The 14,074-nt window shown below is 46.4% G+C and carries 2 protein-coding genes; both read left to right on the top strand.

The features are described 5' to 3' along the window. Positions 1 to 35: 35 nt before the first annotated feature. The gene (locus NSS92_RS12400; RefSeq protein ID WP_340868330.1) at positions 36 to 3,869 is read left to right on the top strand and encodes a non-ribosomal peptide synthetase; all 3,834 of its coding nucleotides are present in this window, start codon (positions 36 to 38) and stop codon (positions 3,867 to 3,869) included. Positions 3,870 to 3,932: 63 nt separating this feature from the next. After that, on the top strand, positions 3,933 to 14,066 hold the full coding sequence (locus NSS92_RS12395; protein WP_340868328.1) for a non-ribosomal peptide synthetase: 10,134 nt from the start codon (positions 3,933 to 3,935) through the stop codon (positions 14,064 to 14,066). The last annotated feature ends 8 nt before the right edge of the window (positions 14,067 to 14,074 follow it).

The raw sequence follows: 14,074 nt of genomic DNA, 5'->3' as shown, positions 1-14,074 counted from the left end.
ATCAGTCATAAAAACAGGAAGGGAGGATGAAATAGATGAGTCAATTTAAAAGGGATCAAGTTCAAGACATGTATTATCTGTCACCGATGCAAGAAGGAATGCTGTTTCATACCCTCCATCATCAAGAAAAGGGCTTTTATGTAGAGCAAATGGATATGAACGTTAAGGGCACACTGCGTCATGACTTACTTGAGGAAAGCATGAATATCATCGTGGAGCGGTACGATATTTTTCGTACCGTGTTTCTCCACGAAAAAGTCAAGCGCCCTGTTCAAGTTGTACTAAAAGAACGTCCTTTTACACTTGATGTTGTGGACTTGCAAGATCTTTCTGAAGACGAACAGCTTGAACGTATAGAGAAATTCAAACAACAGGATCAGCTGAAAGGATTTGACCTCTCGAAGGATTCTCTCATGCGGGCATCTGTTTTCCAAACGGGCCCTGCCAGCTATCGCTGGATATGGAGCTATCATCATATCCTTCTTGATGGCTGGTGCTTTGGGCTTGTGGTGCAGGAGTTATTTGCGATTTACCATGCACTTTTACATGACGTCCCTTACAAGCTAGAACCGGTCAAACCATATAAAGAATATATAAAGTGGCTGGAAAAACAAGATAAACAAGCATCACTTCAATATTGGCAGCAATCATTAGCAGGATTTGATGGACAATCGACCTTTAAAGAACAGCGAAAACAAACGAATGAACATGAATTAGGCGAAATTGAATGGTCCATGAGCAAAGAAGAAACGGCCGCTTTATCAGAGTTAGCGCTGCAGCAAAATGCGACGTTAAGCAGTGCGCTTCAATCGGTTTGGTCGATTCTGCTGAGCAGGTATCAGCGGTCAAATGATGTACTGTTTGGAACAGTTGTGTCAGGGCGTCCGGCAGACTTGGCAGGTGTTGACAGGATGGTTGGATTGTTCATCAATGTCATCCCAAGAAGAATTCAGCTGACAGATCACATGACATTTCGTGCGCTCCTGTCAGAAACACAGCAGCAGTCTCTTGCAGCCGAGCCGCACCAATATATTCCGATTTATGATATTCAGGCAAAGACAGGTCAGCAGCAGCTCATTGATCATATTGTCGTGTTTGAAAATGTCCCAGCCGCAAAGAAGGACGAGCAAGAGGCACGGTTAGGATTCACGGTGGAGGACATGAATGTCTATGAAAAATCAAACTATGATCTCAATCTGCTCGCATCGCCTGGAGAAGAATTACTATTGAAGCTGGCCTTTAACCAAAGAGCGTTTGATCCTCAATTTGTTCACAAGTTAAAGGAACAGCTCAGTCTATTGATCAATGAGGCGGTCAAGCATCCCGATCAATCGGTTCATACACTCCCACTCATCACGAAACAGGAAAAACAGCTGATTCTTGAGGAATGGAATGCACCTGAGCTTGAGCATGACCAGTTGTATTTGTCGAAATGGTTTGAGCATAATGTCCGCAAACAGCCAAATGCAGTGGCACTATCAGCAGAAGAGCAAACGATGACATATGCTGAGCTGAATGAACAGGCCAATCGATTGGCAAGGCATTTGCAAAAAAATGGGGCCGAACATCAAACGGTCATCGCCATTTTAGCCGATCGAACGCCTGAACTCATTGTCAGTCTGCTTGCTGTTTTAAAAGCAGGCGCAGCCTATGTGCCAATTGATCCTGATTATCCAGAAAGCCGCATTCAATACATGCTTAAAGACAGCGGAGCGACGCATCTTCTGACTCACTCATCCTTTATTGGTCAGGCGAAGGGACTCGCGTTTGATGGCACGTATCTATTTGCAGATGATCAGGAAATTTCACTGATGAGCTCAGAGAATCTGCCGCTGGAAGCAGGTTTACATGATACGGCTTATATCATGTATACATCAGGCACAACGGGTCAGCCAAAAGGCATCATGACAACCCATTCCAATATTGCCCGGGTGGTCAAAAATACGAACTACTTAACCATTTCAGAAACAGATACACTGCTGTCGCTATCCAACAGCGTATTTGATGGCTTTACCTTTGATGTATATGGTGCGCTCTTAAACGGAGCGAAGCTTGTCCTGCCGAAAAAAGACACCATTTTAGATATGCACGAGCTGACGGAGCTGATTAAAAGAGAAAGCATTTCTGTTATGTTTATCCCAACTGCTTTATTTCATCTTCTCGTTGATGAAGAAACCGATTGGATGCGCAGTGTGCGCAAGGTGCTGTTCGGAGGGGAGCGTGCATCTGTACAGCATGTGAGAAAAGCCTTTGATGTCATGGGAAAAGGCAGACTAGTCAATGTCTACGGCCCAACCGAATCAACGGTTTTCGCCACCTATTATCCTGTAGATGAAGCTCCGCCGATCGAAGCGCATTCTATTCCAATCGGAAAGCCGATTAACCAAACGGGTGCTTATATATTGAGCCGGCAAGGACAGCTTCAGCCGATTGGAATGGTCGGAGAACTTTGTCTCAGCGGCAAAGGACTTGCGAAGGGGTATTTGAATCGTCCTGATCTGACAAAAGAAGCCTTTATCACACATCCATTTGCTGCGGGAGAAAGGCTGTATCGTACGGGAGATTTGGCTTATTTTCGAGCAGACGGTCTGATTGAGTATGCAGGCAGAGTGGACGATCAGGTGAAAATTCGCGGCCACCGAATTGAGCTGACAGAAATTGAAGCCCACCTTCTCTTGCATCCGGGCGTAAAGCAAGCTGCCCTTATAACTGATCAGCATGGCTCGCAGCATACAAGACTGCTCGCCTATATGACGTGTGAGGAGGAGTGGAAGGACAAGGTTGATGTGATCAAGTCAGGGCTGAAGGAAAAACTTCCGGCTTACATGCAGCCTCATGAACTGATCAGACTAGAGAAAATGCCGCTGACACCAAATGGAAAGGTTGATAAACGTCAGCTGCCAAAGCCAGAGGTGCCTCAAGGAAACCGCCATGTGAAGCTTCCGGCAAATGAGGTAGAACAAAAGCTGCTTGTCATGTGGCGTGAAGTGCTTGAACGAGATGATATCAGTACAGATGACCATTTCTTTGAGCTTGGCGGACATTCTTTAAAAGCGATGTCGCTTTTATCAAAGGTGTCGAAGGAATTCGATGTTCAGGTGCCTATTCACTTGCTGTTTGAGACGCCGACAATTGAAGCAATCAGCCGTTATATTCAACAGCAGGATCATGAAGCTGCCGGCTATCTTGTATTCAATGAATCTCAAACTCCAACAGTCTTTGCTCTTCCGCCATTACCGGGCTACGGCTTTATCTATCAGGAAGCTGCCAAAACGCTTGATAGCGTTCGTTTGATCGCCTTTGACTTTATTGAAGCTGATCACCGCATGACGCAATACGTTCATCATATTCAGCACCTTCAGCCTGAAGGGGCGCTGACTTTGATGGGCTACTCTGGCGGGTGCTATCTGGCTTTTGACCTCGTTCAATCGCTTGAACAAGCAGGGCGGACGGTGGAAAAGGTCATCATGATCGATTCCTATAAGAAAATTGGTGAAAGTGATTTAGAAGGACGATCCATCGATGACGATATCGCAGCGATTGTCCATCAATCGAAGCAAAGTGAACTTGCCCAAGAAGAGCTTGTTCAAGAAGCGCTTGCTCAAAAAACGCGGGCCTATTATGAAACATTTGTTAAGGGGGTAAATCAAGGAGAGATACAAGCAGATATTGATTTCATCCAATCGGAAGAGCAAATTGAGATTCCAGACTGGATGGACAGTTGGGAAGGTGCGACGACCGGTGCTTATCGATATTATCAAGGCTACGGTGAGCACGCTGACATGTTCAAAAACAAAGAATGTGCAGCCCAAAATGCCCAGCTGATCAAAAAAATAGTTAATCAAAAAAATAGAGAAGCCGTTTTGTAAACTTTAGTTCAGGCAGGGGTGCATATTGGCAGCCCTGCCTGTCAAAAAAGGAAAGGAACTCATATGAAACCATCAATTATGAACGAATCAAATGTACATGAATCAATGGATACGATTTTACAAGATGTACAGAGAACCATTTTACAAACCAACGAAATCGAACGCTTCGCTGTTTTTTCTCGTGAAAAAACCATTCGACCGCGGCCATATCACCTCTCTCATTTATTTCTCGACAATCACATGGAGCAGGAGGCCGCAGCTGAATCAATACAGATGGAAACGGCTTCCCCTGCTTTAGCGGACATGCCGCCCGCCCTTTCCTATGGAGGGGATCTAGATGTTAAGGCAGGAGCCCAAACCTTGCAGGACGCCTTAACAGAGGCGGCAAAAACGACAAATGGGCTGACTTATATCGTCAATAGTGAAAATGAACTCACACAATCCTACGCGCAGTTAAAGGAGGATGCCGAGCGGGTTCTGACAGGTTTAAGGGCGTTAGGACTTGAACCGGGTGATCCTGTGTTCTTTCAGTTTTCATCCAATCATGCGATGGTAACAGCCTTTTGGGCGTGTGTGTTAGGCGGATTTGTTCCAACACTAGTGTCCGCTGCACCGACCTATCGGGAAATGAATGCCTCCGTGAAGAAACTTCATCATGCGTGGCACCTGCTGGAGCATCCGCTCATTTTAACAGATGACTCGCTGATTGATGAGGTGCAAGGCTTAGCTTTATTGTGGCATACAGACAAGTTACGTGTCGCAGCCGTTGAGCCGATGCTTTCTTTAGAAAGAGATATAGAAGCTTATCCCGCGTCACCGGATGATTCAGTCTTTTTTATCTTAACGTCTGGAAGTACAGGGATGCCCAAATGCGTAGAGCATTCTCATCGAAGCGTGCTGGCGAATGTCAAAGGAACAGTGGCAGCCAATGGGTTTACACAAGAGGATGTGTCGTTAGACTGGATGCCTTTAGATCATATTGGCGGTATTGTGATGTTTCACCTTGTCAATGTGTACACGGGCTGTGAGCAGGTTCGGGCAAGAACAGATGATTTTATCGCTCAGCCGCTGCGCTGGCTTGACTGGATGGACCGCTACCGTGCAACGAAGACATGGGCGCCTAACTTCGCATTTGCGATGATCAATGATTATGAGAAAGACATTTCGTCAGGATCTTGGGATCTTTCTGCTATGACTTGTATGATCAATGGGGCAGAAGCGGTCGTACCGAAGACGATTCACCGATTTTTACACTTGCTGGCTCCGCACGGCTTAAAGGGAGACGTCATTAGACCGGCATTCGGCATGTCTGAAATCTCTTCAGCCGTTGTCTTCTCTTTTGCGATAGAGCGGGGAGATGAAAGCAGCGGTGTTCTAACCTTTGAGGAAACATCACTCACAGAGCAGCTAAGACCAGCGGAGGCACGTGAGACAGGAACCGTCAGCTTTACAGAGCTGGGAAGACCGATTCCGGGTATCACGATTCGTATCGTGAATCATCAGCATGAGCTTCTTCCTGAAGATCATATTGGCAGTGTGCAGATTAAAGGGCCGACGACAATGAAGGGCTATTACAAGAATGACGAAGCGAATCAAGAAGTCTTTCAAACAGACGGCTGGTTTCACACGGGGGATTTAGGTTTTCTGCACGAAGGAAGGCTGACATTAACCGGTAGAGAAAAAGACATGATCATCATCAACGGGAAAAATTATCACAACTATGAAATAGAAGTCATTGCAGAGGAAGTACCCGGCGTCGAAACGAGCTTTGTAGCGGCTTGTTCCGCTCGAATGGAAGCATCTGCATCCGACGAGCTGATCCTCTTTTTTACACCGAAGCTGTATGAACCTTCTTATATCATGAGGGCAAGTCAGAATATCAAATCCCATATTGCAACAAAAATGGGACTGTCTGCATCGCGCGTGATTCCTGTCCAGAAGCATGCCTTTCCGAAAACAAGCTCTGGAAAAATAGAGAGGGCGCAGCTCAAGAAGCGATGGCAGGAAGGCGAATTTGATGAAATCATCAAGGAGCTGGACATTAGACTAGAAAATGAACACACCTTGCCTGATTGGAGTTTACAAAAGAAGTGGACACCTGCTCCGCTTCATGAAGCTGAAACACAAACAGCAGGGAACACGGTGATCTTTGCAGACACATTAGGGCTGGCAGATCAATTGAGATCCCTTTCAAGCAATGAACAAACTTATATTACGGTTGAACCGGGTCAAGCATTCACACAACTCACACATACACACTTCATCATCCACCCGAATCGGCCGTCTGACTACGAACAACTCTTTGAGACGCTCCGTTCGTATGGCGTTTCGGTGAAACAAATCATTCACCTTTGGAACTACACAACTCAAGAAGACACACTTCATGCAGCGTTGGCGAAAGAAGCACAGAAAACTGGCAGCATGAGTGCATTATATGTAACAAAAGCGATCGCTGCCTATGAGGAGCCGGTAGAGATCACCTTTGTCTCTGCTCATGCGATGAATTTGCCGGAAGATCAAACACATGATGTGGAGAAAGCAACGACAGCAGGACTGATGACAGCTGTTCAGCATGAATGGCCGTTTATCAAGGTGCGGTGTCTTGATTTTTCTCTGGCAGAATCGGATGCTGGCCGTTCTCATGCATCATCGATCATGACAGAGCTCTCACATGACACAAGCCATCATATCGCCGCTTATCGCGAAGGTGTTCGTTATACTCCTCTTTTAACACCGCTTCATCTGGAAAAAGAACAAAGGATGAAGGAACCGCCATTTGAATCATCCGGGCTTTATGTGATGACAGGCGGGCTTGGCGGCATTGGACGAATGCTGAGTGAGCACCTGCTGACATCCTATCAAGTGCATCTTGTGCTGGTTGGAAGAAAAGCGCGAGAGGCTTTATCTGTGGAGCAGCAAGACGTATTGATTTCACTTGAGAATCTAGCGGAAAAGCGAGGCGGCACAGTTCTTTATGAAAAAGTGGACATCACTGACGCAAAAGCCATTGAAGCCCTGATCTCAAGACAGGAGACGGCTTTAGGCAAAAGGCTGCATGGCGTTATTCATTTCGCTGGCATCATTCAAGAAGAGCTGCTTCGTGACATGACGTCTGTGTCATTACATGGGATGTACGAAGCGAAGGTATATGGCACGATTGCGCTTCATGAAGCAGCCTCTAAACGGCAGAATGTCTTATTCCTTTCTAGCTCGTCAGCTCGAACGTTAAAGGGCGGGATGACCGTTGGCGCTTATTGTGCGGCCAATGAGTTCGTTGAACAATTTGCTCATTATCAGAGGCTGACATCTACAGTGAAGCCGTATTGCTTTAGCTTTAGTATGTGGGATGAGACCGGAATGAGTGAAGGCTCGATGATCAAAGGCATGCTAAAAGAAAGGGGCTATCTCCCGATTCCAAAGCGGGCGGGCATTCAAACAATGCTGGCATGTTTGATGACAGATGCTCCCCTCATTTATATCGGGTTGGATCGGTCGAAGCAGGAAATTCAAGAAATGATACAAGGGGAGATTCAAGCAGAGCAGGCCGTATATGTCTTTTTCAAGACCGATCAAACAAAGGCTGTTGAAGAAAGGCTGTATCAGTCCATTTATACGTGTGTACAGTCTCGTCTCTCTGGTGAATGTTCCGTACACCTATATCCTGAAGAATACTGGAAAGAAACAGAGGATGGGATACCGGACGAAGTGCATTTCAATGAATTAATAGAGGAAAGTGGACATGATTCAGAGGACAGAGCACCTCAAACCGAGACGGAGAAACTCTTGGCACACATTTGGTCCGAGTTGCTTGATGTCTCAAACATCAGTTGTGGTGATCATTTCTTTTTACTCGGAGGTCATTCGCTCAAGGCAACGCAAATGCTATCTGCTGTTAGACAAAAAACGGGATTTGACGTGCCGCTCGCTGTTCTTTTTGAGCATACGAGACTTGGAGAGTTAGCGGACTGGATTGATTCACATGCCAAAGCCGATGAAGCGATTCCGATACGGAAAATAGAAAAGGGTCAGGAGCTTCCGATGTCCTATGCCCAGCAAAGACAGTGGTTTCTCTATCATTTACAGCCTGATCTGCCATTATACAATAATACGATTTCCTTTCGGATGAATGGTCCTTTAGATGTAAAGGTGCTTCAGCGCAGCTTGCAGCAAATGGTGCAAAGGCATGAATCACTCAGAACATCCTTTGCGATGAGCGGCGATGAACCGGTACAGATCATACATGAGCATATGACTCTTCCAGCGCTTGAGGTGGTCGATGTATCAGATCTGGCATCACAGGAAGAAAAAGAACAAAAAGCAGCTGAGTGGGCGAAAAAAGAAGCGGGCACCCCTTTCCGCTTAGAGCATGATGCACTTTTTCGCGCGAAACTGATTCGGCTGTCAGAAACAGATCATTTGCTGCTGATGTCCATTCACCACATCGTGTCAGATGGCTGGTCGATTGGCATTGCCGCAAGGGAGCTATCCGAATGGTATACAGCGATGATCGAGGGGAGGGAGCCTGATCTCTCACCGCTGCCGATTCAATATGCGGATTACGCACTTTGGCAGAAGGAGTATTTGACGGGAGAAACACTGCATCAGCAGCTTTCCTATTGGAAGGAGCAATTTGCGGTACCTGTGGAAGAGTTGATGCTGCCGTATGACTACATGCGTCAGGCCGTTCAATCCTATAGGGGAAAAACGAAAAAATACCGCTTGTCGAAGCCGCTGTCTGAGCAGCTGGCTGCTCTTTCTAAAAATACAGACAGCACCCTCTATATGACATTACTTTCGGCTTTCTCTACCTTGCTGCATCGATTGTCTTCACAGGATGAGTTTGTCGTTGGATCCGTCATTGCCGGGAGAAATCGGGCGGAGATGGAGCAGCTCATCGGATTTTTCGTGAATACACTGGCACTTCGGATTGATCATAGCGGCAATCCGGCTTTCACAGAGCTATTAGAGCGAGTGAAGGAAACAACAATGGGCGCCTATGCGCATCAGGATGTGCCGTTTGAGATGGTCGTAGATGAGCTGAATATTGTACGTGAGGCTGGCAAGCAGCCGCTGTTTCAGGTCATGTTCGTTCTGCAAAACCTGCCCCTTGAAGCTTCTCCGATGGGTGAGGCGACATCCGTTTTAGCCATTGAGGATAACGATACGGCTAAATTTGATCTATCCCTGTTTGTTTTTGAAGGGGCGGAGGGTCTTCAATTAAAACTGGAGTATGATGCAGACTTATTTTCTGACGACACGATGGAACGGTTCCTTCGTTACTACGAGCAGCTGCTTGTGTGTATTTGCGAAAATCCAGCGCAGCCGATCAGACAAATAAATTATCTTCCAGAGAAAGAGAAGCAGCAGCTGCTCTATGAATGGAGCGGCAAAACAGATCAACCATCAGGCCCGCTTCTCATCACAGAACGGTTTGAAGCGCAGGTGAAAAAGACACCTTATGCGACCGCCCTCGAATCTGGGGAAAACCAGTGGACGTATCTGGAGTTACAAGAGAAAGTCGACCGGCTTGCCGCTTATTTGCAGCATCGAGGAGTGAAGCCGCATGAACCAGTGGGGCTTCTGATCGACAGGTCGCCAGAAATGATTTTTGGGGTGCTGGCAATTGTAAAAGCAGGCGGGGCCTATGTCCCAATTGATCCTGAATATCCAGATGCACGCATTGATTATATGCTGAGGGATACAGGTATTCAGCTGTTACTGACAAAAAATGAATGGCTGAAACAAGTCTCGATCAGTCAAACCGAGCTCATTTGTCTGGATCAGGGGTATGAAGAGTTTTTATCAGAGGCAGAACTCAAACCTGCTGCTTTAAAACCTGATGGACTCGCTTATATCAATTACACATCAGGATCAACCGGTCAGCCAAAAGGGGTTTTAATTCCGCATCAAGCGGTCATCCGGCTTGTATGTGAAACAGATTATGTCACCCTTCATGAACAAACGCGCATTTTACAAATCGCGAGCTTTTCCTTTGATGCCTTTACGTATGAAATATGGGGAGCCCTGCTCAACGGGGGAAGGCTGATACTGACCGATCGAAATACGATCTTATCAATGGATACGCTGGCTGACACGCTGACATCTTACAAGATCACAACAGGATTTCTGACAGTGCCGCTGTTTAACCGATTAACAGAGGAACATCCAGAAGCTTTATGTGGATTCGATGCCTTATTGGTCGGTGGTGATGCTTTGTCAGCTGCTCATATCCGTAAAGCGCTGCCGTATCTGCCTGAAGGTCTTTTAAACGGCTATGGACCAACTGAGAATACGACGTTCTCCTGTGTGCATCACATTCGGGCACTGGATGAAGGGCAGGCCACGGTTCCTATCGGTCAGCCAATTGCGTATTCACAAGCCTATATACTAGATGACCAGCTGCAGCCGGTTCCGCAAGGTGTCATTGGAGAGATCTACGTAGGCGGTACAGGGCTTGCACTCGGTTACCTTGGAGATGAAGAAAAAACATCGCAATCATTTATCCCGCATCCTTTCCAAGAAGGAGCGCGTTTATATAAAACAGGCGATATGGGCCGCTGGCTGCCAAACGGCATCATCGACTGCCTTGGAAGAATCGATCATCAAGTGAAAATTCGCGGACACCGCGTCGAATGCGGAGAAATTGAAGCCGCTATGCTGCGCTTTGAAGACCTCATAGAATGTGCGGTCATTCCGCATCAGCATGAGAGTGGTCATAAGCGATTGCTCGGTTATTTTGTCCAAAAGGGCAGCATCACCACGCAACACATTCGCCATCAATTAAAAGAAATACTGCCAGATTATATGGTGCCAAGCCTATTAATAGAGCTGGACGAACTCCCGCTCACGGCAAATGGCAAGGTAGACCAAAAACGTCTCCCGCCGCCAGAGTGGAAACAGGAAAAAGTGGATAAACCGGCTGACAGCGCACTCAGTGAGGAAGAACGCGTACTGGAAAAAGTGTGGACCCAGCTGCTCGGTACTCCTTCGATTGGCGTACATGATAACTACTTTGAGCTTGGCGGAGATTCGATTATTGTCATACAAATGGTGGCGCGCTTAGCACAGGAAGGCTACGTCATTCAGCCGAGAGATGTATTTGAAAAACAGACGATTTCACAGCTGGCACTCGCAATGAAAAGGGCAGATGTTTCTGTAACCTATGATCAGTCACCTGTGACAGGAGCTGTTCGTCTGCTTCCGATCCAATCATGGTTCTTTGAGCAATCATTGACAAACCAAGATTATTGGAATTTATCAGCGCATATGGAATTCAAGCAATCCATACAGCTAAAGCAGCTGACACAGGTTCTCTCAAAAATTGTCGATCACCACGATATGCTGAGAGCGGTTTATACAAAAGCAGCAGATGGCTCGTGGATTCAAACCATTCGTGCACCTGGCATCACCCCTTGTGTCACCTTCTTTGATTTGACGAGTGTTTCTCAGGAGGAAGCGCTGGAACAAATCCGCATGGAGACCGCCGCTTGTCAAGGAACGTTGTCATTAGAGCGAGGAGAAGTGTTCAAAGCCATTCTTTTTCACACAAGTAATGGTACGTCTGAACTCTTTATCGCTGCCCATCATCTTGTGATGGATGGAATCTCATGGCGCATCATACAGGAAGACCTTTTAAATGGACTGAAGCAGCTTGCGGCAGGGCAGGAAATCGCGCTTGCAAAGAAAACCGCGTCCTATCAGCAGTGGGCAGATGCTCTTTATGAATATGCACAAACCGATCAATTACAAGAGCAGGTTCCTTTTTGGCAAAAGATCACGAGCCAAGAGGAAGAGGGTTCTCCTTTTCAAACACCTGCGCTTTTCAATATAGAAGAACATGCAGAGATCCTGTCTATTCAATTGAAGAAGGATCAAACAGATATTTTACTAAGACAGGCATCACAAGCGTACCGAACAGAGGTAAACGATTTACTCTTATCAGGACTCACGCAAGCCGTTGGAAAGCCACTACTCATTACGTTAGAAGGGCACGGACGCGAGGATTTATTTGAACAGATGGATTTGTCACGAACAGTCGGATGGTTTACAAGCTCTTATCCTATTTTTATTCCTTTTATTCAAACCGATGTTGAGAGACAAATCAAAGATGTCAAAGAAACCTTAAGAGCTGTGCCGCAAAAGGGAATCGGCTATGGCTTGCTTCAATACATGACAGCATCTCGTTTACTCAAAAAAGCAGCGCCGCAGATGAGCTTTAATTATCTTGGACAGTTAGATCAAATAGACGGTGAAGCACATCTTTATTTAGCAGATGAACGAAATGGACATGTACATGACCCAAAAGCAGAAAGACAGCATTTGATCGATGTGTACGGATATGTTGTGAACGGTCAGCTTCAGATGAATTTTATGATCCATCGTGAACTGCTTCAGTATGAAGAGGTGCGCTTGTTACCTGAACGGTTCAAAGAAAAAATGGAGGATATTCTGACGCATTGTGTAGAGACAAAAGGCGGCTTTACACCATCTGATTTTCCAATGGTTCAGCTGACGCAAAAGCAAATTGATGAGCTTCCAGACAGTGTAGTGGATGTGTATCCACTATCTCCAATGCAGCAAGGGATGCTGTTTCATGCACTATTAGATCAAGCGTCACAGGCGTATTTTGGTCAAGTGCATATGACGCTCGAAGGCTTAACGGACGGCGCAGCCTATGAAAAAGCCTGGAATCTGCTTGTAGAGCGTCATTCGATTTTGCGGACAACATTTGCTTGGGAAGGGCTAAAGGAGCCTGTTCAGTTGATTCAATCAGAAGGAAGTATTCACCTCACTCAGCACGATGTGCGCCACCTGAGTGAAATGGATCAGAAGGAAGCCATCCAGCGATATTTGCAAACAGATCGTTTAAAGGATTTCAAACTAGAAGATACGGATGAACCGCTGATTCGTATTGCTTTATTCCATCGTGATGAAAACACATGCACGTTTGTTTTTAGCTTTCATCATATTTTAATCGATGGCTGGAGCTTGTTCAGTTTCATTCAAGAATCCTTTTCTTTGTACCGCTCTCTTGTGGATGAACGGGAGGTGGATCTTCCTGCTGTACGTCCATATAAAGATTTTATCGAGTGGCTGCAAAAGCAGGATCAAGAGAAGGCACTAGAGTTCTGGAAACGTTATATGTCAGGAGTAGAGGAGGCTACACCGCTTCCAGGAGACGGCGGGCCCGCTTCGGATGAAGAAGCAGGTGTTGATCAGCTAAGTATCAAACTAACGCCCGAGATGCAGCAGAAACTCGAAGAGATGACAGGCACGCAGAAGGTGACAATGAGCACCTTGATTCAAACAGCGTGGGGGCTGCTTTTGCATCTTCATTCAGGATCAGAGGATGTCGTGTTCGGAGTGACAGTATCAGGACGGCCGGCGGACTTATTACAGGTTGAAAGTATGACAGGGCTCTTTATTAACACATTGCCGCTCCGTTTGCCGATCACGCCAGAGTGGACCATTTCCAAGCTGCTGGCACATACGCAGGAAACAGTTTTTCAGATGCGGGAATTCGAATATACCGTACTGCCAGATATTCAGCAGCTGACCCACATCCCGAATGGAGATTCATTGTTTAACAGCATTGTCGTGTTTGAAAACTATCCGATTGAATCTATCGAGCCATACGGCGTACGCATTTTAGACATTGCGAGTCATGAAGAAACGAACTATGATCTGACCCTTGTGGCGGTTCCGGGAGAGACGCTGGAGCTACGGGTCACATACCGCTTCAATCAATATACAGAAAAGCAAATACAATCGCTGATGCAGCAGCTGATCTACACACTTGAAGCTATGACAGAACAAATGGAGATACCCCTCTCTTCCTTCACGATCGTGACGAATGAAGAAAAAGAGCGGATGATCACCGATTGGGCGAAAAACGCACAAGTCAGCGTGCTGTACCCAGATCAAGAAGAGGTCTATTCAGGTGTGCATGACCCTTCCTGTGAGACGGAAATATATGTCCTGAGCGAAGAGCATCAGCTCATGCCGGTAGGATTTCCGGGAGATATTTTTATCGGCGCAAAGGATATCAAAGCACTTTGCGGGGAGCTTGCCGATTGGATGGAGACGCATAAAATTCCGCATCCATTCAAACATCAAACTGGCGAATACCTCTATCCGACAGGGGATGTCGGCGTTTGGACTGAAGAAAGCAAGATTCAGATTTTGGATTGGATGTAGGAGGAGAA

The sequence above is a fragment of the Bacillus sp. FSL M8-0166 genome, assembly GCF_038008825.1.
Classification (GTDB): domain Bacteria; phylum Bacillota; class Bacilli; order Bacillales; family Bacillaceae; genus Bacillus; species Bacillus safensis.
This window is presented reverse-complemented; position numbering and strand designations above follow the sequence as displayed.